The following is a 23848-nucleotide window of genomic DNA, read 5'->3' as shown; positions in this document are numbered from 1 at the left end:
GGGGTTCTTGGCGGGGCCGGATAACATCTGGCTCCGATGGACACCGAAGCACAGCCCGCGGAGCGCGACCGCTCCTCCCGCCCTTCCGACTCCGAGGACACCTCGGACACCGGAGAGCCGGAGGACCGGTCGCGTTTCGCGTTGGTGTCGCGTGTCGCCGAGTGGCTGCCCGGCGGCCGGATCACCCTGACTGCCCTGGTCTGTCTGGTGTTTCTGCTGCTGCTCAACACCTTCCTGCTGCAGCCGTTCCAGATTCCCAGCGGATCCATGGAATCCGGATTGAGGATCGGCGACCGCGTTCTCGTAAATAAGTTGGCGTACCGTTTCGGTGCTCATCCGCGGCGCGGCGACATCGTTGTGTTCGACGGAACCGGCTATTTCGGGGACGCCGACTACATCAAGCGCGTTGTGGGTGTGGGGGGAGACCACGTGCTCTGCTGCGACGAGAGGGGGAGGCTCGAGGTGAACGGGCGGTCGGTCGACGAGACGGCGTTCCTGTACCCCGGGGACACCCCGTCCACCGTGGCTTTCGACGTGGTCGTGCCCGACGGCACGCTGTTCGTCCTCGGTGACCACCGCGGCGACTCAAGTGACTCCCGGGACCACCTGGGTGACCCGGGCGGAGGCATGATTCCCGTTGGTGACGTCATCGGCCGAGCCGACTGGATCGTCTGGCCCGCCGGGCACTGGACCCACCTCGTCCGACCCGGCGCCTACGCGCGCGTACCCGCCGCGGACAGCGCCCATGGGTAACCGCGGCAGGCCGCGCGGCGCGACGCCGGGCGGTTCCTTCGGGAACGAGAACCTGCTGCCGACCGGCTCCCGGCGCGCGGGCGCGCTCGCCCCGGCCGGGGGCGTCGGCCGCAGCCGGGCCGAGCGGCGCAAGCTCCAGCGCAAGGTCAAGCGGCGCCGACGGCGCTCCGCCGTCCGGGAGATACCGCTCCTGGTCGGGGTCGCGGTCCTCATAGCCCTCGTCCTGAAGACCTTCCTCCTCCAGGCGTTCGTGATCCCGTCGGGCTCCATGGAGCAGACGATCCGGATCGGCGACCGTGTCCTGGTCGACAAGTTCACCCCGTGGTTCGGCTCCGAGCCCAAGCGCGGTGACGTCGTCGTCTTCCACGACCCGGGCGGCTGGCTCGCGGACGAGCAGACCACCAAGAAGAACGACCCGATCGTGGTCAAGCAGGTCAAGGAAGGCCTCCAGTTCATCGGCCTGCTGCCGTCCGACAACGAGAAGGACCTCATCAAGCGGGTCATCGGCGTCGGCGGCGACCACGTCAAGTGCTGTGACGCGCAAGGGCGGGTGACCGTCAACGGCGTCCCCCTGACCGAGGCCGACTACCTGTATCCCGGGAACGCACCGTCCGAAACGGCGTTCGACATCACCGTCCCCAAGGGGCGGCTGTGGGTGATGGGCGACCACCGAGGCAACTCGGCCGACTCCCGAGCACACCAGAACACCAGCTACGGAGGCACGGTCCCGCTCAGCCTGGTGGTGGGGCGGGCCAAGGTGATCGCCTGGCCCATGGGGCACTGGACCAGCCTGAACGAACCTAAAACCTTCGCATCGGTTTCCAACTCCGTGTCGGGGGCGACCGCCGCTCCCGAACTGTCGCATAGGGTTGCCCCGGTTGATCCGAACGGATCGATCCAACTCCCGAGCCCTGCGGAACTCCCGCTCGTTATGGGAGTGGTGGGCCTGCGCCGAGGATGGGGCAGGCGGCGGCACGGAGTAAGGAGTTGGCGTGGGGGATGTGGCGGTTGGCGCACGGTCCGGACACGACGGCGAGGAACACCACGGACATCCCGTGGAAGCACCCGCCCCGGCCGCGGACAGCGCCGTGACCTCCGGGAGTGACTCCGGAGCGGACGAGGACGGTACGGCGCCGGGCGACGCGACCCGCACCGAGGAACAGGGGCCGGGCGACCCGACCCCCCAGCCGAGGAAGCCGCGCTCCTTCTGGAAGGAGCTGCCGATCCTGGTCGTCATCGCGCTCGTCCTCGCGCTGCTGATCAAGACGTTCCTGGTGCAGGCGTTCTCGATCCCCTCCGACTCGATGCAGAACACCCTCCAGCAGGGTGACCGCGTCCTGGTCGACAAGCTCACCCCGTGGTTCGGCTCCGAGCCCGAGCGCGGCGAGGTCGTCGTCTTCCACGACCCGGACGACTGGCTGGCGGGCGAGCCCGCGGCCAACCCCAACGCCCTGCAGACGGTGCTCAGCTGGATCGGTCTGATGCCGTCCGCCCAGGAGAAGGACCTCATCAAGCGGGTCATCGGCGTCGGCGGCGACACCATCTCCTGCAGCGGCACCGGCCCCCTGATGGTCAACGGCAAGGCGCTGAACGAGCCGTACGTCTACCCCGGCAACACCCCGTGCACCAACGACGACCAGGGCGGCCAGTTCACCGTCAAGGTCCCCAAGGGCGACATCTGGGTGATGGGCGACCACCGGCAGAACTCGCGGGACTCGCGCTACAACCAGTCCGACAAGCACCACGGCATGGTCCCGGTGAAGGAGGTCGTCGGCCGCGCGATCGTCAAGGCCTGGCCCATCAACCGCTGGGGCACGCTGCCGATCCCGGACACCTTCGACCAAGCGGGCATCAACACCCAGGCCTCGGCCTCGCGCCTCCTGACGGCCGCGCCGGAGGGCCTCGCCCTCATCGGTGTCCTGCCGTTGGTCCTGTGGCGTCGCAAGCGGTCGGGCAAGGACGAGTAAAGGCCTTGTAGAGCTTGTGACCTTGGTCCCGGAGGAAGGGCTGACCACCCTCGGTACCGCCGGGTAGGGTGCGGACCCATGGGTGGCGAGAGCGCAACACGTACGGCCCCGCGTACCGGCGGTGGCACAGGCAAGGGCCCGGTGGGCAGCCGGACCGGACAGCGGTTGTCCGGACTGGCCGTCGCGCTGGGCCTTGTGCTGTTCCTCGGGGGCTTCGGCTGGGGAGCGGTCGTCTACCGGCCGTACACGGTGCCGACCAGTTCGATGACGCCGACGATCGACGCGGGCGACCGGGTGCTGGCCCAACGGGTCGACGGCGACGAGGTGCACCGCGGCGACGTCGTGGTCTTCACGGACAAGACCTGGGTGACGAACGCGCCCGTGGTCAAGCGTGTGGTCGCCGTCGGCGGAGACACCGTCTCCTGCTGCACGAACGGCAAGCTGGTCGTCAACGGCAAGCAGATCGACGAGGGCTACCTCAAGGGCGGCGCGGCCGAGGACAAGACGATCCCCGCGGTGAAGGTTCCCAAGGGCCGACTGTTCCTCCTCGGCGACGAACGTCAGGGCTCCCTGGACTCCAGCGCCCACCTCACGGACGTCGCCGGCGGCACCGTCGCGAGCAGCGCCGTGAGCGCCCGCGTGGACGCCGTCGTCTGGCCCATGAAGGGCACGCTGGAGCGCCCCACCGGCTTCGAGCCGCTCGGCGGCCTTTCCCACCCCGGCCCGCTGGGCGCCATCCTCGCCGTCATCGTCGCGGGCGCGGTCCTCGTCCTCGGCGGCGGCGCCTACGGTCCGATCGCCAAGCTTGCGGCCGGCCGCCGCGCCCGCGCCAGGACGGAGCCCGCCGGTGCCCGCTGAGGTCACCGAGGAGGGCCAGGACTCCTACGAGGGCGGCCTGCGCAAGGTCGCCCGGGTCGTCCTGCTCGACCCGCAGGACCGCATCCTGCTGCTCCACGGCCATGAGCCGGACGATCCGGCCGACGACTGGTGGTTCACACCCGGCGGCGGCCTGGAGGGCGACGAGACCCACGAGGAGGCCGCCCTACGGGAACTCGCGGAGGAGACCGGCATCACCCAGGTCGAACTCGGCCCGGTCCTGTGGACACGGACATGTTCCTTCCCGTTCGCGGGCCGCCGCTGGGACCAGGACGAGTGGTACTACCTGGCCAGGACGTCCGCCACGGCCGAGGGCGTGCCCGGCGCCACGGCCCTCACCGAGCTGGAGCGACGCAGCGTCTCCGGAGCGCGTTGGTGGACGTGCCGGGAACTGGACCGGGCGCATGAGACGGTGTATCCGACCAGACTCGCCGAGCTGCTCCGCAGGCTGCTCGACGAAGGTCCCCCGGCCGGACCCGTGACTCTTGACACCGAAATCGTCTAGGGGCTTACGGGACTGGCGCACAATGGTGGGATCGCACGGCTGAAGGGGAACATGCCATGAGCGCCGAGGACCTCGAAAAGTACGAGACCGAGATGGAGCTGAAGCTCTACCGGGAGTACCGCGATGTCGTCGGTCTGTTCAAATACGTGATCGAGACCGAACGGCGCTTCTACCTCACCAACGATTACGAGATGCAGGTGCACTCGGTCCAGGGTGAGGTGTTCTTCGAGGTGTCCATGGCGGATGCCTGGGTGTGGGACATGTATCGACCGGCTCGCTTCGTCAAACAGGTCCGTGTGCTCACGTTCAAGGACGTGAACATCGAGGAGCTGAACAAGAGTGACCTGGAGCTGCCGGGCGGGTGACGGCGGCACCCGCGGGGTGGCTGTCGCCCGTGTGGGTGACGGAGTTCTCCACAATCACTGAACGGTCCACCAAGATCCACTTGGTGGACCGTTCCGCGTGACGGTTGGTGCCGGAGGTGGTGCCGACATGAACGCACGCAGTGCACTCGGCAAGTACGGCGAGACGCTGGCCGCACGACGGCTGGCAGAGGCCGGAATGACCGTCCTGGAGCGCAACTGGCGCTGTGGCAGGACCGGCGAGATCGACATCGTGGCGCGGGACGGGGACACCCTCGTCGTCTGCGAGGTCAAGACACGGCGGGCCGGTGTCTTCGAGCACCCGATGGCCGCCGTGACGCCCGAGAAGGCGGAGCGCCTACGAGGCCTCGCCGAGCGGTGGATCCACGCCCACGGCGGAGCTCCGCCGGGAGGGGTCCGTATCGACCTGGTGGGCGTCGTCCTGCCCCGGCGCGGCGGACCCGTGGTCGAGCACGCCCGGGGGGTGGCCTGAGATGGGGTTCGCTCGTACGTGTTCGGTGGCGCTGGTGGGCGTCGAGGGTGTGGTGGTCGAGGTCCAGGCCGACCTCGAACCGGGCGTCGCCGCGTTCACGCTGGTGGGACTGCCCGACAAGAGCCTGACGGAGAGCAAGGACCGGGTGCGGGCCGCGGTCGTCAACTCGGGCGCGCCCTGGCCGCAGAAGAAACTGACCGTCGGGCTCAGCCCGGCGTCGGTGCCGAAGAGCGGCAGCGGGTTCGACCTCGCCGTGGCGGCGGCGGTGCTCGGTGCGGCCGAGCGGATCGATCCGCGCGTGCTCGCCGACATCGTGATGATCGGCGAACTGGGACTGGACGGACGGGTCCGGCCGGTCCGGGGCATCCTGCCCGCCGTACTGGCCGCCGCTGACTCCGGATACGAGCAGGTCGTCGTGCCGGAATGCGCCGCCGCCGAGGCGTCCCTCGTGCCCGGGGTGTCCGTCCTGGGCGTCCGCACACTGCGGCAGCTGATCGCCGTACTCGCCGACGAACCCGTACCCGACGAGGAACCGGACGAGCTGGGGCGCCCGGATCCGCTTCTCGCCGGGCTGCGCATGCCCGGCACGGGCGCTGCCACGGGGATGCACAGCGTGGGCGCGTCGCAGCACGACCCGGGGCATGATCTCTCCGATGTCGTCGGCCAGTTCTCGGCGCGGACGGCGGTGGAGGTCTCGGCGGCCGGCGGCCATCATCTGTTCCTCGAAGGGCCGCCGGGGGCCGGGAAGACGATGCTCGCGGAGCGGTTGCCCGCGGTCCTGCCCCGGCTCGGCCGGCAGGAGTCGTTGGAAGTCACTGCCGTGCACTCGGTGGCGGGTCTGCTGCCCCCGGGCAAACCCCTGATCGACGTCGCTCCCTACTGCGCCCCGCACCACTCGGCCACGATGCAGGCCCTCGTCGGGGGCGGACAAGGGATCGCGCGGCCCGGGGCGGTGTCGCTTTCGCATAGAGGTGTTCTGTTTTTGGACGAAACACCCGAATTTAGCGGTCAGGCCCTCGACGCGCTACGGCAGCCCCTGGAGGCCGGGCACGTGGTGATCGCGCGCAGTGCGGGGGTCGTCCGGTTCCCGGCGCGGTTCCTGATGGTGCTCGCGGCCAACCCCTGTCCCTGCGGCCGTTTCTCGCAGACCGACGACCTGTGCGAGTGCGCGCCGATGTCGATCCGGAGGTACCAGGCCAGGCTCTCCGGGCCGCTGCTCGACCGGGTGGACCTGCGGGTGGAGGTGGACCGCGTCACGCGGGACCAGCTCACCGGACGCGGCTCGCGGGGCGAGTCCACGGCGACGGTCGCGGACCGGGTGCGGGCGGCCAGGGAGCGGGCGGCGGCGCGGCTCGCGGACACGCCCTGGCGCACCAACAGCGAGGTGCCCGGCCGTGAACTGCGCAGCCGCTGGCATGCCGAACGCGGCGCGATGGACGAGGCCGAGCGCAGTCTGGAGCGTGGTGCGCTCACCACGCGCGGGCTCGACCGGGTACTGCGCGTCGCCTGGACGGTCGCGGACCTGGTCGGCCACGACCGACCCGGCGCGACCGATGTAGCCCTCGCGCTCCAACTGCGCACAGGCGTACCGCGAGGCGTGCCGATGGCCATCGGGGCACTGACATGACCGCGAACGGCGACGCGGGCGACGAGTTCCTCGCCCGCGTCTTCCTCGCCCGGGTCATCGAACCCGGCGACGAGGTCGCCGGCCGATGGATCCGGGAGTTCGGGGCCGTGGAAGTGGCCCGGCGGCTCGGGAACGGAGGACCGCAGCTCACCGGGGTGACCGACAAGCGGTGGGCCGGGTTGTGCGCGCGGGCCGGACTGGTCGAGCCCGGGCGGGACTTGACCGTCGCGCGGGATACGGGCGTCCGGTTCGTGTGCCCCGGTGATGTCGAGTGGCCCGCCCAGCTCGACGATCTCGGGGACGCGCGGCCCATCGGGTTGTGGGTGCGCGGGCTGCCCAACCTGCGGGTGTGGGCGCTCAAGTCGGTCGCCGTCGTCGGCGCCCGCGCCTGCACCGAGTACGGCGCGCACATGGCGGCCACACTCGCCGCCGGACTGGCCGAACTCGGCTGGGTGGTCGTGTCCGGTGGCGCCTACGGAGTCGACGGCGCCGCCCATCGCGGCGCCCTCGGCGCGGGCGGTGCCACCGCCGCCGTGCTCGCCTGCGGCGTCGACCAGCCCTACCCGCGCGGCCACGCCGAGTTGATCCGCAGGATCACCGAACAGGGGCTCGTGGTGGGGGAGTTGCCGCCCGGCGAGCATCCGACGCCGAGCAGGTTCATCCTCCGGAACAGGGTGATCGCCGCGCTCACCAGGGGCACCGTGGTGGTCGAGGCCGCGTACCGGAGCGGGTCGCTCGTCACGGCGCGGGCCGCGCAGCGGTTGGGGCGCCACACGATAGGGGTGCCCGGCCCGGCCACGAGTGCGCTGTCCGCCGGTGTGCACGAACTCCTGCGCGGAGACGCGGTGCTGGTCACCGACGCGGCGGAAATCGTCGAACTGGTCGGTGACATGGGCGAACTGGCCCCGGACCGACGCGGACCGGTGCTCCCGCGCGACCTGTTGGAGCCGGCCGCCCGGCGCATCCTCGCCGCGCTGCCCGGCAACAGGGCGGCGCCGCCGCGGGAGATCGCGCGCGGTGCGCAGACCACGGAGGACGACGCGATCGCGAGACTGTACGAACTCCGAGCACTTGGTTACGTCGAACGACACAGCGACGGCTGGAAGTTGACACGCCAGGCGATGATCTCGGTCCGGCCCGGTCGGGGGCGCCGCTGACCGAGTGTGTTCGGCCGTCCGAGGGAACCCCGACACCCTTGGGAATTCCCGCAGTTGGCGCATTCCGATGATCACGCAGAGCGATCGGAGTGACCGGTTCCGGTACCCCGTCGAACGCGTCCGTGCCCGGTCCGAGCCCCGCACTTCGCACACCGCGACACTCCAGTCACGCTACGCTCACGGGGATTCCGGCACAGACCGGCATCTCCACATCACTCCGACAGCTCACCCAGGCACCCCCACTTCACGGCAGAACGGCACAAGGCGACGAATGCCCCAGCACACCTCCGGGTCCGACCGGGCGGCGATCCCCCCAGCCGCCCGCGACGGTGGCAGCGTCCGGCCGCCCGCTCCCTCGACGCTCGACGAGCTGTGGCGGTCGTACAAGACGACGGGCGACGAGCGGTTGCGTGAGCAGCTGATCCTGCACTACTCGCCGCTCGTGAAGTACGTCGCGGGACGGGTGAGCGTCGGACTGCCGCCCAATGTGGAACAGGCGGACTTCGTGTCGTCGGGGGTGTTCGGACTGATCGACGCGATCGAGAAGTTCGACATCGAGCGGGAGATCAAGTTCGAGACGTACGCGATCACCCGCATCCGGGGCGCGATGATCGACGAACTGCGCGCGCTGGACTGGATTCCGCGCTCGGTACGGCAGAAGGCGCGGAACGTGGAGCGGGCGTACGCCACGCTGGAGGCGCGGCTCAGGCGCACGCCGAGCGAGGGCGAGGTGGCCGCCGAGATGGGCATCGCGGTGGAGGAACTCCATGCCGTCTTCAGCCAGTTGTCGCTGGCGAACGTGGTCGCCCTGGAGGAGCTGCTGCACGCCGGCGGTGAGGGCGGCGACCGGCTCAGCCTGATGGACACCCTGGAGGACACCGCCGCCGACAACCCGGTGGAGGTGGCCGAGGGCCGGGAACTGCGGCGGTTCCTGGCGCGGGCGATCAACACGTTGCCCGAGCGGGAGAAGACCGTCGTCACCCTGTACTACTACGAGGGCCTCACCCTCGCCGAGATCGGCAACGTGCTCGGGGTGACCGAGAGCCGGGTCAGCCAGATCCACACCAAGTCCGTGTTGCAGCTGCGCGCCAAGCTGGCGAGTTTCGGCCGTTGAGCAGAAGTCGCACGGCCTCCCCGACCTCGCAGAATCGTGCCTGCATGGCCCGGGTCACTCCCGCCGGGGGTGCGCCGTCCGTAGAGTGGTTGACGTGCCAAGGATTCGAGCGGCCTCCGTGGCCGAGCACCGGTCGATGCAGCGAGCCGCCCTGCTGGACGCGGCTCGTTCCCTGCTGTCCGAGGGCGGGACGGAGGCGCTGACCTTCCCGGCCCTGGCTGAGCGGACGGGGCTCGCGCGGTCGTCCGTGTACGAGTACTTCCGCTCCCGGGCCGCTGTCGTCGAGGAGCTGTGCGAGGTCGACTTTCCCGTCTGGGCGGCGGATGTGTCGGCGGCGATGGAGCGGGCCGGCTCCGCCGAGGGCAAGGTTGAAGCGTACGTACGGCAGCAGCTTGCCCTGGTCGGGGATCGGCGGCACCGGGCTGTCGTTGCCATCTCCGCGAGTGAGCTGGACGCGGGGGCTAGGGAGAAGATTCGGGCCGCGCACGGGGGGTTGGTGGCGATGATCGTCTCCGCGTTGGCGGAGATGGGGCATGGGGAGCCTCGGCTGGCGGCGATGTTGGTTCAGGGGGTTGTTGACGCGGCTGTGCGGCGGATTGAGCTGGGGGCTGCGGAGGATCCCTCGGTGATTACTGAGGCTGCGGTGAGTATGGCCTTGCGGGGTGTGCGGGGCTGAGTGTTGTTTGCCGTCCGCGGGCCGGTGGGGGCTGGTCGCGCAGTTCCCCGCGCCCCTAAGAAACGGGCGTTGCGAGGACCGGCAACAAGCGTGACGGGCCTCTGTTCAGCAGCCACGGCGGCAGCAACGCCAGCGGGTCCAAGTACATCTCCCCTCTCAGTAGGCCCCAGTGCACGCATGTCGTCGTGCAGTGAGAGCCCGTGAGCTCCACGGTGCCAACCACCTGGCCCGGCTCCACCTCGTCTCCCTTCTTCACCGATGCGCTCACCGGCTCGTACGTCGTGCGGAGATCCGTCCCCGCCAGCTCCACCGACACCACTCCCCTCCCCGCCACCCGGCCCGCGAAGGACACCCGGCCCGGCGCCACCGCTCGTGCCGGAGCACCGGGTTGGGTTGCCAAGTCCACGCCTCGGTGGCCCCGGGCGTAGACCGTCGCCGGGGGCTCCCAGCCTCGTAGGACCAGAGGGTGTGAGCCGACCGGCCAGGTGCTCGCGATCGCCGGTACGGAGGGGGCGGGGGGCGCGGGGGGCGGGGGAGGGGCGTCGCTTGCTCGGGCCGTGCAGGTCAGCAGGGTCAGGATGAGGGCCGGCAGCAGAGCCGGCCCTGTACGCATAAGTCGGTCGTCTCGTCGCATCCGCATGGCACAAACCGTGCCGTACCCGGGCCGATCATGGCCGGGACCTGTGGAGCGGCGGGTGGTTGTGGACAACGCCGTCACCCGGTGCCTCGCGGGTCCCGTACACTTCCTTTGGCGATCCGGGTCACCGGGTCGACTTCGCACGCCCCGGCATCCGGTTCTCCGTCGCAGGACGAAATCCGGTGTCAGCGCTCCTCGGTCCTCTGGGCACGCGCACGTGGGCGTCAGGCGCGAGTGCCGTCCGGTGCTCGCGGCACAACCGAGAAAACCAAGGAGAACGGCCATGGCCGTCGTCACGATGCGGGAGCTGCTGGAAAGCGGCGTCCACTTCGGTCACCAGACCCGTCGCTGGAACCCGAAGATGAAGCGCTTCATCTTCACCGAGCGCAACGGCATCTACATCATCGACCTGCTCCAGTCGCTGTCGTACATCGACCGCGCCTACGAGTTCGTCAAGGAGACCGTCGCCCACGGCGGCACGGTCATGTTCGTCGGTACGAAGAAGCAGGCGCAGGAGGCCATCGCCGAGCAGGCCACCCGCGTCGGCATGCCCTACGTCAACCAGCGCTGGCTGGGCGGCATGCTCACCAACTTCTCCACCGTCTACAAGCGTCTGCAGCGCCTCAAGGAGCTTGAGCAGATCGACTTCGAGGACGTCGCCGCGTCCGGTCTCACCAAGAAGGAGCTTCTCGTGCTCTCGCGCGAGAAGACCAAGCTGGAGAAGACCCTCGGTGGTATCCGCGAGATGTCCAAGGTTCCCAGCGCCGTCTGGATCGTGGACACCAAGAAGGAGCACATCGCGGTCGGTGAGGCCCGGAAGCTCAACATCCCGGTCGTCGCCATCCTCGACACGAACTGCGACCCCGACGAGGTCGACTACAAGATCCCGGGCAACGACGACGCGATCCGCTCCGTCACCCTGCTCACCCGCGTGATCGCCGACGCCGTCGCCGAGGGCCTCATCAGCCGCTCCGGTGTCGCCGCCGAGGCCAAGGGTGACAAGGCCGCCGGCGAGCCGCTCGCCGCGTGGGAGCGCGACCTGCTCGAGGGTGAGAAGAAGGCCGACGAGGCTCCCGCCGCCGAGGCCGAGGTGCAGACCTCCGCCGAGACGGAGAAGGTCGCCGACGCCGAGCAGGCCGAGGCTCCCGCCGCTGTCGAGGAGGCCGCTGCCGAGGTCGAGGCTCCCGCTGCCGAGGTCGAGGCTCCCGCCGCCGAGGCCGCTCCGGTCGTCGAGGCTGAGGCCGCTCCGGTCGCCGAGGCCGAGCAGGCCTGACCTTCCGGGCCAAAGGGCTGACAGAAGGACGGCGGGTGGTGCGGACCGCGCCACCCGCCGTTCATCCACAGCCCCTAGATCTTCGTAGCCCGTAGATCCTTGGCGGAAGCCCGCGCTGTCCGCGGCCGCCGCCGACTTCGAGACTTCGAACTCCGAGAAGAGATTCACAGATCATGGCGAACTACACCGCCGCCGACGTCAAGAAGCTCCGTGAGCTCACCGGCGCCGGCATGATGGACTGCAAGAAGGCACTGGACGAGGCCGACGGCAACGTCGAGAAGGCCGTCGAGGCGCTCCGCATCAAGGGCCAGAAGGGCGTCGCCAAGCGCGAGGGCCGCTCCGCCGAGAACGGCGCCGTGGTCTCCGTCATCGCCGACGACAACACCTCCGGTGTCCTGGTCGAGCTGAAGTGCGAGACGGACTTCGTCGCCAAGGGCGAGAAGTTCCAGGCCGTCGCCAACCAGATCGCCCAGCACGTCGCCAAGACCGCCCCGGCCGACCTCAAGGCGCTGCTCGCCTCCGAGATCGAGTCCGGCAAGACGGTCCAGGCGTTCGTGGACGAGGCCAACGCGAACCTGGGCGAGAAGATCGTCCTGGACCGCTTCGCCCAGTACGCCGACGGTTACGTCTCCGCGTACATGCACCGCACGATGCCCGACCTGCCCCCGCAGATCGGTGTCCTCGTCGAGCTGGACAAGCCGAACGCCGAGGTCGCCCGCGGCGTCGCCCAGCACATCGCCGCCTTCGCGCCGAAGTACCTGGCCAAGGACGACGTGCCGGCCGAGGTCGTCGAGTCCGAGCGCCGTATCGCCGAGGAGACCACCCGCGCCGAGGGCAAGCCCGAGGCCGCGATCTCCAAGATCGTCGAGGGTCGCGTCAACGGCTTCTTCAAGGACGCGACGCTGCTTGGTCAGCCGTACGCGCTCGACCCCAAGAAGTCCGTCCAGAAGGTTCTGGACGAGGCGGGTGTCACCCTGAAGCGCTTCACGCGCATCAAGGTCGGCATCTGAGTCCGTACCGCGATCGACGCGCGGCGCCCCGCGGAATCCCGCTAGGGTCGTCAGCAGTCGGCTGTATTGCTGGCGTATCCCGCCGCACACGCGCGCGTGGCGGACGACAGCAGATCTGACGAGGAGGCCATTGCCGAGCATGGGATGCGAACGACACCCCACCGGCAGTGGCCTTCTTCGTATGTGCACCATGAGGAGAACGCCATGACCACCAAGCCCCAGAAGAGCGACGACGGCAAGGTACGCGGCCGGTTCATGCTGAAGCTGTCCGGAGAGGCCTTCTCCGGAGGTGGCGGCCTGGGCGTGGACCCCGACGTGGTGCACAAGATCGCCCGTGAGATCGCGGCCGTCGTCCGGGACGGCGCGGAGGTCGCCGTCGTCATCGGCGGCGGCAACTTCTTCCGCGGCGCCGAACTCCAGCAGCGCGGCATGGACCGGGCGCGCTCGGACTACATGGGCATGCTCGGCACGGTGATGAACTGCCTCGCGCTCCAGGACTTCCTGGAGAAGGAGGGCATCGACAGCCGCGTCCAGACCGCCATCACCATGGGCCAGGTCGCCGAGCCGTACATCCCGCTGCGCGCCGTGCGCCACCTGGAGAAGGGCCGCGTGGTCATCTTCGGCGCCGGTATGGGCATGCCCTACTTCTCCACCGACACCACCGCCGCCCAGCGCGCCCTGGAGATCAACGCCGAGGCGCTGCTGATGGGCAAGAACGGCGTGGACGGGGTCTACGACTCCGACCCGAAGACGAACTCCGAGGCCGTCAAGTTCGACTCGCTCAGCTACGGCGAGGTCATCACCCAGGACCTGAAGGTCGCGGACATGACCGCCATCACGCTGTGCCGCGACAACAAGCTTCCGATCCTGGTCTTCGAGCTTCTGGCGGAGGGCAATATCGCCCGCGCCGTCAAGGGTGAGAAGATCGGCACGCTTGTGGGTGACCAAGGCAGCCAGGGCTGATGACCCTGACCGGGGGATGGACAATGTCCTGCCGGTCGGGAACCGTGCAGGAAGAAGACGCGACGCAGCCGGCCGCCGACGCCGACACAGCACAGCAGCCGGGCCTACTCAAGACACGCAGGAGCAAGTGGTGATCGAAGAGACCCTCCTCGAGGCCGAGGAGAAGATGGAGAAGGCCGTCGTGGTCGCCAAGGAGGACTTCGCCGCGATCCGCACCGGCCGTGCGCACCCGGCGATGTTCAACAAGATCGTGGCCGACTACTACGGCGCGCTGACGCCGATCAACCAGCTGGCCTCGTTCTCCGTACCGGAGCCGCGGATGGCCGTGGTGACCCCGTTCGACAAGACCGCGCTGCGGAACATCGAGCAGGCGATCCGCGACTCGGACCTGGGCGTCAACCCCAGCAACGACGGCAACATCATCCGTGTGACGTTCCCCGAGCTGACCGAGGAGCGCCGCAAGGACTACATCAAGGTCGCCCGGGCCAAGGCCGAGGACTCCAAGGTGTCCATCCGCGCCGTCCGCCGCAAGGCCAAGGACGCGCTGGACAAGCTCGTCAAGGACAAGGAGTCCGGCGAGGACGAGGTCCGTCGTGCGGAGAAGGAGCTCGACGACACCACGGCGAAGTACGTCGCCCAGGTGGACGAACTCCTCAAGCACAAGGAAGCGGAGCTGCTCGAGGTCTGATGAACGACTCTTCCTGGGGGGCACCGCCACAAGCCGGGTACTGGGGGCCGTCCGACCAGGGGCCTGTCCAGGGGGCTGCCCCGGCGGGTCCCACGTACGATGCGCCTGAGGCGCAGCAGACTCGCCCCATGCCCATCGTGCCCGACGAGCCCGCATACGGCGGACACCAGGATGACGATCGGGGGGCCGCTCGGCTGAGCGGCCCCTTGTTCCGCGACGAGACGCAGCAACCGCCGTACGACGTGCGGCAGTCGCAGCCGTACGACCCGCGGACGCAGCCCTCTGACACGCCGCAGGCGCAGCCCTACGGGGCGGTGCCGCAGAATCCGGAGCCCATGCCCGATGCCCCGCCACCGGCGCCCGCCCCGCAGAAGAAGAGCGCGGGCCGGGACCTGGGTGCGGCCATAGGGGTCGGTGTCGGACTCGGTGCGGTCATCATCGCGTCCCTGTTCGTCGTCAAGGCCGTGTTCATCGGCGTGATTGCGGTCGCCGTCGTCGTGGGTCTGTGGGAGCTGACCTCGCGGCTGCAGGAGCGCAAGGGCATCAAGGCGCCCCTCGTGCCCCTCGCGGTCGGCGGCGCGGCGATGGTCGTCGCCGGATACGTCCGGGGCCCCGAAGGCGCCTGGGTCGCCATGGCTCTCACGGCACTCGCCGTCCTCGTATGGCGGATGACGGAACCGCCTGAGGGCTACCTCAAGGACGTCACGGCGGGCGTCTTCGCGGCGTTCTACGTGCCGTTCCTGGCCACGTTCGTCGCCCTGATGCTCACCGCCGACGACGGTGCCTGGCGGGTCATGACGTTCCTGCTGCTGACCGTGGTCAGCGACACGGGCGCCTACGCCGTCGGCTGGCGCTTCGGCACGCACAAGCTCGCCCCGCGCATCAGCCCCGGAAAGACCCGCGAGGGCCTGTTCGGGGCGGTGTCCTTCGCGATGGTGGCGGGCGCGCTGTGCATGCAGTTCCTGATCGACGACGGCAGCTGGTGGCAGGGCCTCGTCCTCGGCCTCGCGGTCGCGGCCAGTGCCACGCTGGGCGACCTCGGCGAGTCCATGATCAAGCGCGACCTGGGCATCAAGGACATGGGCACGCTGCTGCCGGGGCACGGCGGCATCATGGACCGGCTCGACTCCTTGCTGCCCACGGCGCCGGTGGTGTGGCTGTTGCTGGTGCTGTTCGTGGGCTCCGGCTGAAAAACCAGCCGACCTACTGAACCGCTGACCTGCGGTTTTATGGGTGAGGGGCTCGTTGTCCACAGGGCGGCGAGTCCCTCTTCGTATGTCTGCGACACTGGTACAGCCATGCCTAAGCCCGGAGAACTCACATTCGTCGCCCCCCGCGCAGCCCAGAAGCCGCCGCGGCACCTTGCCGATCTCACGCCCGCCGAGCGCAAGGAAGTCGTCGCCGCGATCGGGGAGAAGCCGTTTCGCGCCAAGCAGCTCTCGCAGCACTACTTCGCGCGGCTCGCGCACGACCCGGCGGAGTGGACCGACATCCCCGCCGGTTCGCGCGCCAAGCTGCAGGAGGCGCTGCTTCCTGAGCTGATGACCGTCGTACGGCATCAGTCGACCGACCAGGAGACCACCCGCAAGACGCTGTGGCGGCTGTTCGACGGGACGCTCGTCGAGTCCGTGCTGATGCGATACCCGGACCGGGTCACCATGTGCATCAGCTCGCAGGCGGGCTGCGGGATGAACTGCCCGTTCTGCGCGACCGGACAGGCCGGCCTCGACCGCAATCTGTCCACCGGCGAGATCGTGCACCAGATCGTCGACGGCATGCGTGCCCTGCGCGACGGCGAGATCCCCGGCGGCCCCGCGCGGCTGTCCAACATCGTCTTCATGGGCATGGGCGAACCCCTCGCCAACTACAAGCGGGTCGCCCAGTCCATCCGGGCCCTCACCGACCCGGAGCCGGACGGCCTGGGCCTCTCGCAGCGCGGGATCACCGTCTCGACGGTCGGACTGGTCCCCGCGATCCACCGGTTCTCCGACGAGGGCTTCAAGTGCCGGCTCGCGATCTCGCTGCACGCCCCTGACGACGACCTGCGCGACACCCTGGTCCCCGTGAACACGCGGTGGAAGGTGCGCGAGGTCCTCGACGCGGGCTGGGAGTACGCGGCGAAGTCGGGGCGCCGGCTGTCCATCGAGTACGCGCTGATCCGCGACATCAACGACCAGGCGTGGCGCGGCGACCGGCTCGGCCGCCTCCTCAAGGGCAAGCCCGTGCACGTCAACCTCATCCCGCTGAACCCGACGCCGGGCTCGAAGTGGACCGCCTCCCGTCCCGAGGACGAGAAGGCGTTCGTCGAGGCCATCGCGGCCCACGGGGTGCCGGTCACCGTCCGGGACACCCGGGGCCAGGAGATCGACGGAGCGTGCGGCCAGCTCGCCGCCACCGAGCGGTAACCTGTTCGCGTAGGTACATCTTCATATTCCGACAGGGGAGCGCCACAGCGCTGAGAGTGCGGGATTGTCCGCAGACCCTCTGAACCTCGCCCAGGTCATTCTGGGTAGGAAGTTCGGTCACCACTCTTGCTGTTGCGCCCTGCCCGGGAGCCGCCGGAATTCTCCGACGTCCCGGGCAGGGCCGCGTCTCTTCCTGGACACCCCAGGAGGAAAACAACCGTGCACACCAAGACCTTCGTGGCCGCGGCCGTCGGGTTCGGCCTGCTCACGCTGTCCGCGTGCGGCTCGTCCGACAGCGGCAGCGGCGGCGACTCCAAGACCGTCACCCTGGTCAGCCACGACTCGTGGGCCGTCTCGAAGAGCGTCCTCAAGGACTTCGAGAAGCAGTCCGGCTACACCGTCAAGGTCCTCAAGGACGGCGACGCCGGCCAGGCCGTCAACAAGGCGATCCTGACCAAGGACAACCCCCAGGGCGACGTCTTCTTCGGCGTCGACAACACCCTGCTCTCCCGCGCGCTCGACAACGGCCTCTTCCAGTCCTACGACGCGAAGGGCTCCGCTCTCGTCAAGCCCGAGTACCGCGTCGACCAGACCAAGCACCGGGTCACGCCCATCGACACCGGCGACATCTGCGTCAACTACGACAAGGCCTACTTCACCAAGCACAAGCTGACCCCGCCGGCCTCCTTCGCCGACCTGGCCAAGCCCGCGTACAAGAACCTCCTCGTCACCGAGAACGCCGCCACCTCCTCACCCGGCCTCGGCTTCCTGCTCGGCAGCGCCGCGCAGTTCGGCGACGACGGCTGGCAGGCGTACTGGAAGAAGCTCAAGGCCAACGGCGTGAAGGTCGTCGACGGCTGGGAGCAGGCCTACGACCAGGAGTTCTCCGGTTCCGCAGGCGGCAAGAAGGCGGGCGGCGACCGGCCCCTCGTCGTCTCGTACGCCTCCTCGCCGCCCGCCGAGGTCATCTACGGCGACCCGAAGCCGACCACCGCCCCGACCGGGGTGTCGTACGGCACCTGCTTCCGGCAGACCGAGTACGCGGGCCTGCTCAGCAACGCCAAGAACACCAAGGGCGGCAAGGCGTTCCTCGACTTCCTGCTCACCAAGGAGTTCCAGGAGGACATGCCTCTCAACATGTTCGTCTACCCGGTGCGCGAAGGCGCCCAGGTGCCGCAGGAGTTCGTGAAGTACGGCCGCCAGGCCTCGGACCCCGAGACCATGGCCCCCGCGAAGATCGCCGCCAACCGGGACCAGTGGGTCAAGTCGTGGACCTCGCTCGTACTGAAGTAGCCCCGCCGAAGACGCGGAAGGCCCGTAAGGGGAACGCCACGCGGCTCGGGCTCATGGCCGTGCCCGTCGCGTTCTTCGCGGTGTTCTTCGCCTACCCCGTCGCCGCGATCGTCGCGCGCGGCCTCAAGGTCGACGGCGCCTGGCAGTTGGGCCGTATCCGGGATGTGCTGGCGCAGTCCGACATCCGGCACGTCCTGTGGTTCACCACCTGGCAGGCGCTCGCGTCCACCGCGCTCACGCTGCTGATCGCGCTCCCCGGCGCGTATGTCTTCGCGCGCTTCGACTTCCCGGGCCGACACGTCCTGCGGGCCGTCGTGACGGTCCCCTTCGTGCTGCCGACGGTCGTCGTCGGTACGGCCTTCCTCGCCCTCGTCGGCCGGGGCGGACTCCTCGACGACCTGTGGGGCGTACGGCTGGACACCACCGTGTGGGCCATCCTGCTCGCGCACGTCTTCTTCAACTACGCGGTCGTCGTACGGACGGTGGGCGGCCTCTGGGCACAGCTCGACCCGCGCCAGGAGGAGGCGGCGCGGATGCTCGGCGCCTCCCGGCTGCGGGCCTGGCGGAAGGTGACGCTGCCCGCGCTCGGGCCCGCCGTGGCCGCCGCCGCGCTGATGGTCTTCCTCTTCACCTTCACGTCCTTCGGCGTGGTGCAGATCCTCGGCGGCCCGACCTTCTCGACCCTCGAAGTGGAGATCTACCGCCAGACCTCCGAGGTCTTCGACCTGTCCACGGCGGCCGTGCTGACGATCGTCCAGTTCGTCGCTGTGGGCGCGATCCTCGCCGTGCACGCCTGGACGGTACGACGGCGGGAGAGCGCCCTACGGCTCGTGGACCCGTCGGTGACCGCACGGCGCCCGCGCGGGGCCGGCCAGTGGACCCTGCTGGCCGGAGTCCTCGTCTCCGTCCTCCTGCTGCTTCTGCTGCCGCTCGCCGTACTGGTCCAACGGTCGCTCGACACACCGGACTTCGGCTACTACCGGGCGCTGACGAGCGAGGACGGCGGCACCTTCCTGGTCCCGCCGATCGCCGCGATCGGCAACTCGCTGGAGTACGCCGCCACCGCCACCGCCATCGCCGTGGTGATCGGCGGACTCGCCGCCGCGGCCCTCACCCGGCGCGACGCCGGGCGGCTGGTGCGGGGCTTCGACGCGCTGCTGATGCTGCCGCTCGGGGTGTCGGCGGTGACGGTCGGCTTCGGGTTCCTGATCTCGCTCGACAAGCCCCCGCTGGATCTGCGGAGTTCATGGATCCTGGTGCCGCTCGCGCAGGCGCTGGTGGGCGTTCCCTTCGTCGTACGGACCATGCTGCCCGTGCTGCGGGCGGTGGACGGGCGGCTCAGGGAGGCGGCGGCCGTGCTCGGGGCGTCGCCGTGGCGGGTCTGGCGCGAGGTCGATCTGCCGTTGGTGCGGCGGGCGTTGCTGATCGCCGCCGGGTTCGCGTTCGCGGTCTCGCTGGGCGAGTTCGGGGCGACGGTGTTCATCGCGCGGCCCGACAACCCGACGCTGCCGGTTGCCGTGGCCCGGCTGCTGTCCCGGCCCGGTGATCTCAACTACGGCCAGGCGATGGCCCTTTCGACGATTCTGATGGTGGTGTGCGCGGTGGCCCTGCTGGTGCTTGAGCGGCTGCGTACCGATCGGACCGGGGAGTTCTAGATGCCGCCGAACATGTCGCCGAACAGGCCGCTGCTGAGCCTTGAGGGCGCGACCGTGCGGTTCGGCGGGCGGCCCGTGCTGGACGCCGTCGACCTCGGAGTCGTAGAGCACGAGATCGTGTGTGTGCTCGGGCCCAGTGGCAGCGGCAAGTCGACGCTGCTGCGGGCGGTGGCCGGGCTCCAACCCCTGGACTCGGGCCGGGTGTTGCTCGACGACCGGGACCAGTCGGGCGTGCCCGCGCACAAGCGGGGGGTGGGTCTGATGTTCCAGGACCACCAGCTGTTCCCGCAGCGTGACGTCGCCGGCAACGTCGCCTTCGGGCTGCGCATGCACGGGGCGTCGAAGAGACAACAGGACGCGCAGGTGGGCGAGTTGCTCGACCTCGTAGGCCTGCCGGGTGCGGCCCGCCGTGCCGTGGCGGGGCTGTCCGGCGGTGAGCAGCAGCGGGTGGCGCTGGCCCGGGCCCTCGCACCTCGGCCGCGTCTCCTCATGCTCGACGAGCCGCTCGGGCAGCTCGACCGGTCACTGCGGGAGCGGCTGGTCGTCGAACTCCGGGAACTCTTCGGCACGTTGGGCACGACCGTGCTCGCGGTCACGCACGACCAGGGCGAGGCGTTCGCGCTGGCCGACCGGGTCGTGGTGATGCGGGACGGGCGGATCGCCCAGTCCGGGACGCCACTTGAGGTCTGGCAGCACCCCGCCGACGAGTTCGTGGCCCGCTTCCTCGGCTTCGACAACGTGGTCGAGGCCACGGTCGCCGGAGAGGCCGCCGACACCCCCTGGGGCAAGGTCCCGGTCCCCGAGGACGCCCCCCAGGGCACCCGCACACTCCTCGTGCGCCCCGCAGGGGTACGGCTGTTGCCCGCCGACGAGGGTCTGCGCTGCACGGTCGCCACCCGTACCTTCAAGGGCACCCATGTCGCCGTACAGCTCCAGCCGGAGGACGCGCCGCGCCTGGAGGCGGCCTGCGCGCTGCGGGAGGCGCCGGAGGTCGGGGGCGTGGTCGGGGTGGAGTTCGACGCGGCCGAGATCGTCGTGCTCGGCGGCTAGCGGACATGCGTGTGGCCCGTCCCCACGAACCGGACGGGCCACAACAGCGGGTGGTTCAGCGGCCGTTGGATCAGCTGCCGTTGTTCGCACCGCGGCGGCGCATGCCGAAGTAGACGGCTCCGCCGCCCACGACGACGAGGGCGCCGGCGATGCCGGCGATCATGCCGGTGTTGGAGTTCGCACCGGTCTCGGCGAGGTTCGAGTCACCGGCCGCGGGAGACGGCGCGTTGTCCGTGGTCGTCGCGGGGGCGGTGCTGCTCTCCGAGGCCGACGGGGTCGGGGTGTCGGACTCGGCCGGAGTCGAGGCGGTCTCCGACGGCGTCGGGGAAGCCTCCGTCGGGGTCGGGCTGGGGGAGTCCTCCGTCTGGCAGGCCTTGGACGGAGTGGTCAGGTTCGGCGTGATGTCCTTGTCGACCTGGTTGCCGGCCTTGACGTGGACGCGGTACGTGGCGTTCGGCTGCCAGTCCTCGGAGAAGGAGATGGTGACGCCTTCTTTCGAGCCCTTGACCGTCTGCGCCTGGCCGACCTGCTTGGCGTCGGAACCGTTGTTCTCCAGGAACACCGTGACGGTGGCCTCGGCGGAGGAGGCGTCCTTGTCGGTGACGGTGATGACACCGTTGGTGCCGTCACAGGTGGCTTCGGCGGAGAACTCGCTGATGTTGCAGGCGAGCGCGTTGCCCGCGAATCCGAGCGCGAGTGCGGCCGAAGCGGACGCGACACCGAGGATGCGTACGGAACGTCGAGATATGGACACGTTTGCCCTTCACGGGATGTGCAACTGCGGGGGGTTTAGGGGGAGATGGAGCGGCAATGAGGTGAGGCACCATCACCCCCAGGAGTCTCACTGGTCTATAAGTGCTGCGTAAGCAGTGTCAATGCATATGCGGCGTACAGCAGTTGCCTTTACCCGCACTTTAATCTGCGAGACGTTTCAGTGCCTCCGGAGCCTCCTCGATCCGGTCAACGAGGGCGATACGGGCCTCCATCGACCGTTCCCGGGCAAGTGCACGCAGCAGCGGCCACGTCGGCAGCCGCTCCGTCCAGTGCTCCCGGTTCACGAGCACCATCGGCGTGGGCTCGCCGCGCGACTCGTAGTAGTTCGGCGTCGCGTTGTCGAAGATCTCCTGTACGGTCCCGGCCGCGCCCGGCAGGAACACCACACCCGCGTTCGAGCGGGCCAACAGGCCGTCCTCGCGGGTGGCGTTGGCGAAGTACTTGGCGATGTGCGAGGCGAAGGTGTTCGGCGGCTCATGGCCGTAGAACCAGGTCGGGATGCCGATCGAGTGGTTGCCCTTCGGCCAGCGGGTGCGGACGTCGAGGGCGCGCTGGGCCCAGTCGGTGATGGAGGGGCTGAACGACGGTGATCCGGCGAGGAGTTCGCACGCCTCCTCCAGCATGGCGTCCTCGTAGGGCGCCGCGTACGCGCCCAGGTTGGCCGCCTCCATCGCGCCGGGTCCGCCACCGGTCGCCACCGTGAACCCGGCGCGGCTCAGCTCACGGCCCAGGCGCGCGGCACCGCCGTAGGCCTCCGTCCCGCGTGCCATCGCGTGGCCGCCCATGACGCCCACCACCCGCGCTCCGCGCAGGAGTTCGTCGAGGGCGTCGGAGATGGAGTCGTCGTGGACGGCGCGCAGCATCGAGGCGTATATGTCGCCGTCGGCCTTGGTCCGCTGGAACCAGGCGTACGCGAGCGCGTCCGGAGTCTGCTCGTACCCCTTGTCGAGCGAGGTGAACAGCTCGGCGGGCGTGTAGAGACGGCCGCGGTAGGGGTCGAAGGGGAGGTGCGGGACGGGCGGGAAGACGAGGGCGCCGTCGGCGCGGATCTTCGCGGCCGCCTCGTCGCGCATCGGGCAGCCGAGGAAGACGGCGTCCGAGGTGTCCGTGGTGAGCAACTCCCGCGTACGGTCCGTCAGATCGACGGCCTGGACGCGGTATCCGGCGAGAGTGCCGCGCGACGAGACGGTCGCGTCGAAGTCCTCGACCGTCTCGATCTCGCGTTCGTCGTGGTGGGCCGCATGGGCCGGGCTCGTCTGCACGCGCCCATGCTAGGCATCCGACCGGTCAGCCCTGGACGGCCGCCGGGTCCATCCACACGATCTCCCAGGAGTGGCTGTCGAGGTCCTCGAAGGAGCGGCCGTACATGAATCCCTGGTCCTGGACGTCGTCGTTGGCGGTGCCGCCCGCCGCGACCGCCTTGTTCACCAGCTCGTCGACCTTCTCGCGGCTCTCGGCGCTCAGGCACAGCAGCACCTCGCTGGTCTTGGCCGAGTCGGCGATCTCCTTCTTCGTGAAGTCGCTGTAGCGCTGCTTGTTGAGGAGCATCGCGATGATCGTGTCGCTGATCACGACGCAGGCGTTGTCGTCGGTGCTGAACTGGGGGTTGATCGAGTAACCGAGCTCGGTGAAGAACTTCTTCGACGCGGCGACGTCGTTCACGGCCAGGTTCACGAAGATCATCTGCTGGTACATGCGGTGTCTCTCCCATCGGGCGTGCGTGCTATTCGGTGGGTAGACCGGCGGCCGACACGAAACTCATCGGCCGGCCAGCGGCAAAGCCGCCAGTTCGGCCACGAGCAGGGTCAGCGGGAGGAACAGGGCGAGCAGCGCGCCCGCGCGGAGGGCGGCGGCGCTGCGGAGCATGGTGGCGGGGGCGCCGAGGCGAAGCAGCGCTGCCGTGGTGTCGGCGCGGGCGTGCTTGGCCTCCAGGGCGGCGGTCAGCAGCGTCGCCACCGTGCAGCCGGTGACCAGGAGCCCGCCGAGCGTGGTCAGCGGGCCGAAGGCCGGGGCGTTCGCGTCGTAGAGCGCGGTCATCGCGAAGCCACCGGACGCCACCGCGCACACCACGCCCAGCGGACGCCCGATCCGCGTCGCCTCCTCCATCAGCACCCGCCCGGCCAGCAGCCGCATCGCGCCGGGACTGATGGACTGCAGCAGCCGCCCGCAGAGATACGTGAGCCCGGGCCCGGCCAGCGCCAGCCCGATCGCCGTCAGCACCCAGCCGACCAGGACACTCGCGGGCCCGTCCGCGAGCCCGCCGGGCAGCGACAGCCCGCCGCCGTCCTTCGCCCGGCTCGCGTACGCCTCCACGGCGAGCCCGGCGGCCAGCACCGCGATACCCCAGGGGAGGCCTCCGGGGGCCTCACGGGGGGCTGCGGGACGGGTCGGGTCGGGGTCGGAGGCAGGAGCGGGGACGGGGGCGGGCTCGGGCTGTTCGGCGGGTTCGTCCTCCGCCGCGCTGCCACGGGCATCGCCGCGCAGGCGCGCGCCGAAGCGTCCATACGTTCCGAAGGTCTCCCGCGTGCCCGAGCGGTCGTACGCACCGAAGCGGCCGTACGACCTTGCCG

24 protein-coding genes, 1 pseudogene and 1 riboswitch are annotated in these 23848 nt (G+C 69.8%); of the genes and pseudogenes, 20 read left to right on the top strand and 5 right to left on the bottom strand.

The annotated features are described in order from the left end of the window. Nucleotides 1–36 precede the first annotated feature (36 nt). From lepB (ACFWP5_RS34380) to ACFWP5_RS34330, 11 genes are all read left to right on the top strand, one after another. Entirely contained in the window at nucleotides 37–753 is a 717-nt protein-coding gene (gene lepB, locus ACFWP5_RS34380; RefSeq protein WP_384165663.1) for a signal peptidase I, read from the top strand. Then, nucleotides 746–1858: a signal peptidase I gene (gene lepB, locus ACFWP5_RS34375; RefSeq protein WP_384165660.1), complete on the top strand. Its 1113-nt coding sequence runs from the start codon at nucleotides 746–748 to the stop codon at nucleotides 1856–1858. The genes lepB (ACFWP5_RS34380) and lepB (ACFWP5_RS34375) overlap by 8 nt, the downstream gene beginning before the upstream one ends. Beyond that, on the top strand, nucleotides 1746–2720 hold the full coding sequence (lepB, locus tag ACFWP5_RS34370) for a signal peptidase I (protein WP_384165657.1): 975 nt from the start codon (nucleotides 1746–1748) through the stop codon (nucleotides 2718–2720). The genes lepB (ACFWP5_RS34375) and lepB (ACFWP5_RS34370) overlap by 113 nt, the downstream gene beginning before the upstream one ends. Before the next feature lie 78 nt (nucleotides 2721–2798). Further along, nucleotides 2799–3578 carry a signal peptidase I gene (gene lepB, locus ACFWP5_RS34365; RefSeq protein ID WP_384165654.1) on the top strand — a complete coding sequence of 260 codons (780 nt, stop codon included), beginning with the start codon at nucleotides 2799–2801 and terminating at the stop codon, nucleotides 3576–3578. Next, nucleotides 3568–4101, top strand: a complete 534-nt coding sequence (locus ACFWP5_RS34360; RefSeq protein ID WP_384165651.1) for an NUDIX hydrolase — start codon at nucleotides 3568–3570, stop codon at nucleotides 4099–4101. Before lepB (ACFWP5_RS34365) ends, ACFWP5_RS34360 begins: the two co-directional genes overlap by 11 nt. 56 nt (nucleotides 4102–4157) lie before the next feature. Continuing rightward, nucleotides 4158–4466 carry a DUF2469 domain-containing protein gene (locus tag ACFWP5_RS34355; protein ID WP_003965949.1) on the top strand — a complete coding sequence of 103 codons (309 nt, stop codon included), beginning with the start codon at nucleotides 4158–4160 and terminating at the stop codon, nucleotides 4464–4466. A gap of 127 nt (nucleotides 4467–4593) precedes the next feature. Next, complete coding sequence (locus ACFWP5_RS34350; protein WP_384165648.1) at nucleotides 4594–4956, top strand: YraN family protein; 363 nt, start codon at nucleotides 4594–4596, stop codon at nucleotides 4954–4956. 1 nt (nucleotide 4957) lies between these two features. After that, nucleotides 4958–6583 (top strand): YifB family Mg chelatase-like AAA ATPase, encoded by a 1626-nt coding sequence (locus ACFWP5_RS34345; RefSeq protein ID WP_384165645.1) that lies wholly within the window; start codon nucleotides 4958–4960, stop codon nucleotides 6581–6583. Then, the gene (gene dprA, locus ACFWP5_RS34340) at nucleotides 6580–7740 is read left to right on the top strand and encodes a DNA-processing protein DprA (RefSeq protein ID WP_384165642.1); all 1161 of its coding nucleotides are present in this window, start codon (nucleotides 6580–6582) and stop codon (nucleotides 7738–7740) included. The genes ACFWP5_RS34345 and dprA overlap by 4 nt, the downstream gene beginning before the upstream one ends. Before the next feature lie 271 nt (nucleotides 7741–8011). Then, a complete protein-coding gene (whiG, locus tag ACFWP5_RS34335; RefSeq protein ID WP_019058710.1) occupies nucleotides 8012–8854 on the top strand; it encodes an RNA polymerase sigma factor WhiG in 843 nt (280 codons plus the stop codon). 118 nt (nucleotides 8855–8972) lie between these two features. After that, nucleotides 8973–9530 carry a TetR/AcrR family transcriptional regulator gene (locus ACFWP5_RS34330; protein WP_384165689.1) on the top strand — a complete coding sequence of 186 codons (558 nt, stop codon included), beginning with the start codon at nucleotides 8973–8975 and terminating at the stop codon, nucleotides 9528–9530. 55 nt (nucleotides 9531–9585) lie between these two features. Here the strand turns inward: ACFWP5_RS34330 and ACFWP5_RS34325 are convergent, their stop codons facing one another. Further along, nucleotides 9586–10143 carry a murein hydrolase activator EnvC family protein gene (locus ACFWP5_RS34325; protein WP_384165638.1) on the bottom strand — a complete coding sequence of 186 codons (558 nt, stop codon included), beginning with the start codon at nucleotides 10141–10143 and terminating at the stop codon, nucleotides 9586–9588. 307 nt (nucleotides 10144–10450) lie between these two features. Here ACFWP5_RS34325 and rpsB point away from each other — a divergent pair, with 307 nt between their 5' ends. The 9 genes from rpsB to ACFWP5_RS34280 all read left to right on the top strand — a co-directional run bounded on the left by rpsB (nucleotide 10451) and on the right by ACFWP5_RS34280 (nucleotide 20504). After that, entirely contained in the window at nucleotides 10451–11440 is a 990-nt protein-coding gene (gene rpsB, locus ACFWP5_RS34320) for a 30S ribosomal protein S2 (RefSeq protein WP_384165635.1), read from the top strand. A gap of 173 nt (nucleotides 11441–11613) precedes the next feature. Continuing rightward, nucleotides 11614–12450 carry a translation elongation factor Ts gene (gene tsf / locus ACFWP5_RS34315; RefSeq protein WP_384165632.1) on the top strand — a complete coding sequence of 279 codons (837 nt, stop codon included), beginning with the start codon at nucleotides 11614–11616 and terminating at the stop codon, nucleotides 12448–12450. 204 nt (nucleotides 12451–12654) lie between these two features. After that, the gene (gene pyrH / locus ACFWP5_RS34310; RefSeq protein WP_033282640.1) at nucleotides 12655–13413 is read left to right on the top strand and encodes a UMP kinase; all 759 of its coding nucleotides are present in this window, start codon (nucleotides 12655–12657) and stop codon (nucleotides 13411–13413) included. 130 nt (nucleotides 13414–13543) lie between these two features. Beyond that, on the top strand, nucleotides 13544–14101 hold the full coding sequence (frr, locus tag ACFWP5_RS34305) for a ribosome recycling factor (protein WP_318019085.1): 558 nt from the start codon (nucleotides 13544–13546) through the stop codon (nucleotides 14099–14101). Next, nucleotides 14101–15291, top strand: coding sequence for a phosphatidate cytidylyltransferase (locus tag ACFWP5_RS34300; protein WP_384165628.1), 1191 nt, complete (start codon nucleotides 14101–14103; stop codon nucleotides 15289–15291). Before frr ends, ACFWP5_RS34300 begins: the two co-directional genes overlap by 1 nt. 108 nt (nucleotides 15292–15399) lie before the next feature. Then, nucleotides 15400–16506: a 23S rRNA (adenine(2503)-C(2))-methyltransferase RlmN gene (gene rlmN, locus ACFWP5_RS34295; RefSeq protein ID WP_384165625.1), complete on the top strand. Its 1107-nt coding sequence runs from the start codon at nucleotides 15400–15402 to the stop codon at nucleotides 16504–16506. A 23-nt stretch (nucleotides 16507–16529) separates the two neighbouring features. Next, nucleotides 16530–16635, top strand: a riboswitch (TPP riboswitch). 90 nt (nucleotides 16636–16725) lie between these two features. Then, complete coding sequence (locus tag ACFWP5_RS34290; RefSeq protein ID WP_384165622.1) at nucleotides 16726–17799, top strand: thiamine ABC transporter substrate binding subunit; 1074 nt, start codon at nucleotides 16726–16728, stop codon at nucleotides 17797–17799. A gap of 53 nt (nucleotides 17800–17852) precedes the next feature. Then, a complete protein-coding gene (locus ACFWP5_RS34285) occupies nucleotides 17853–19454 on the top strand; it encodes an ABC transporter permease (protein ID WP_384165619.1) in 1602 nt (533 codons plus the stop codon). Beyond that, nucleotides 19455–20504 (top strand): ABC transporter ATP-binding protein, encoded by a 1050-nt coding sequence (locus tag ACFWP5_RS34280; RefSeq protein ID WP_384165616.1) that lies wholly within the window; start codon nucleotides 19455–19457, stop codon nucleotides 20502–20504. A gap of 70 nt (nucleotides 20505–20574) precedes the next feature. Here ACFWP5_RS34280 and ACFWP5_RS34275 read toward each other — a convergent pair whose 3' ends face one another. The 4 genes and pseudogenes from ACFWP5_RS34275 to ACFWP5_RS34260 form a co-directional block, all read right to left on the bottom strand. Then, the gene (locus ACFWP5_RS34275) at nucleotides 20575–21258 is read right to left on the bottom strand and encodes an LAETG motif-containing sortase-dependent surface protein (protein ID WP_384165613.1); all 684 of its coding nucleotides are present in this window, start codon (nucleotides 21256–21258) and stop codon (nucleotides 20575–20577) included. Nucleotides 21259–21418: 160 nt separating this feature from the next. Then, nucleotides 21419–22540 carry an LOG family protein gene (locus ACFWP5_RS34270; RefSeq protein ID WP_384165610.1) on the bottom strand — a complete coding sequence of 374 codons (1122 nt, stop codon included), beginning with the start codon at nucleotides 22538–22540 and terminating at the stop codon, nucleotides 21419–21421. Between the two features lie 25 nt (nucleotides 22541–22565). Next, entirely contained in the window at nucleotides 22566–22973 is a 408-nt protein-coding gene (locus tag ACFWP5_RS34265; RefSeq protein ID WP_384165607.1) for a VOC family protein, read from the bottom strand. A 63-nt stretch (nucleotides 22974–23036) separates the two neighbouring features. After that, nucleotides 23037–23848 (bottom strand): annotated as a pseudogene (locus ACFWP5_RS34260) (hypothetical protein); the annotation flags it as partial.

It is taken from the genome of Streptomyces sp. NPDC058469, from assembly GCF_042721125.1.
Taxonomy (GTDB): Bacteria; Actinomycetota; Actinomycetes; order Streptomycetales; family Streptomycetaceae; genus Streptomyces.
Note: the sequence above shows the minus strand (reverse complement) of the source record. Positions and strands in the feature narration are given on the sequence as shown.

What these genes read in the sequence shown, in the direction of transcription:
- tsf (WP_384165632.1), top strand. Translation starts at nt 11,614, where the DNA reads ATGGCGAACTACACCGCCGCCGACGTCAAGAAGCTCCGTGAGCTCACC.
- ACFWP5_RS34345 (WP_384165645.1), top strand. Translation starts at nt 4,958, where the DNA reads ATGGGGTTCGCTCGTACGTGTTCGGTGGCGCTGGTGGGCGTCGAGGGT.
- lepB (WP_384165663.1), top strand. Translation starts at nt 37, where the DNA reads ATGGACACCGAAGCACAGCCCGCGGAGCGCGACCGCTCCTCCCGCCCT.
- rlmN (WP_384165625.1), top strand. Translation starts at nt 15,400, where the DNA reads ATGCCTAAGCCCGGAGAACTCACATTCGTCGCCCCCCGCGCAGCCCAG.
- ACFWP5_RS34285 (WP_384165619.1), top strand. Translation starts at nt 17,853, where the DNA reads ATGGCCGTGCCCGTCGCGTTCTTCGCGGTGTTCTTCGCCTACCCCGTC.
- ACFWP5_RS34350 (WP_384165648.1), top strand. Translation starts at nt 4,594, where the DNA reads ATGAACGCACGCAGTGCACTCGGCAAGTACGGCGAGACGCTGGCCGCA.
- lepB (WP_384165654.1), top strand. Translation starts at nt 2,799, where the DNA reads ATGGGTGGCGAGAGCGCAACACGTACGGCCCCGCGTACCGGCGGTGGC.
- lepB (WP_384165660.1), top strand. Translation starts at nt 746, where the DNA reads ATGGGTAACCGCGGCAGGCCGCGCGGCGCGACGCCGGGCGGTTCCTTC.
- rpsB (WP_384165635.1), top strand. Translation starts at nt 10,451, where the DNA reads ATGGCCGTCGTCACGATGCGGGAGCTGCTGGAAAGCGGCGTCCACTTC.
- ACFWP5_RS34280 (WP_384165616.1), top strand. Translation starts at nt 19,455, where the DNA reads ATGCCGCCGAACATGTCGCCGAACAGGCCGCTGCTGAGCCTTGAGGGC.
- dprA (WP_384165642.1), top strand. Translation starts at nt 6,580, where the DNA reads ATGACCGCGAACGGCGACGCGGGCGACGAGTTCCTCGCCCGCGTCTTC.
- ACFWP5_RS34355 (WP_003965949.1), top strand. Translation starts at nt 4,158, where the DNA reads ATGAGCGCCGAGGACCTCGAAAAGTACGAGACCGAGATGGAGCTGAAG.
- ACFWP5_RS34265 (WP_384165607.1), bottom strand. Translation starts at nt 22,973, where the DNA reads ATGTACCAGCAGATGATCTTCGTGAACCTGGCCGTGAACGACGTCGCC.
- ACFWP5_RS34325 (WP_384165638.1), bottom strand. Translation starts at nt 10,143, where the DNA reads ATGCGTACAGGGCCGGCTCTGCTGCCGGCCCTCATCCTGACCCTGCTG.
- ACFWP5_RS34300 (WP_384165628.1), top strand. Translation starts at nt 14,101, where the DNA reads ATGAACGACTCTTCCTGGGGGGCACCGCCACAAGCCGGGTACTGGGGG.
- pyrH (WP_033282640.1), top strand. Translation starts at nt 12,655, where the DNA reads ATGACCACCAAGCCCCAGAAGAGCGACGACGGCAAGGTACGCGGCCGG.
- whiG (WP_019058710.1), top strand. Translation starts at nt 8,012, where the DNA reads ATGCCCCAGCACACCTCCGGGTCCGACCGGGCGGCGATCCCCCCAGCC.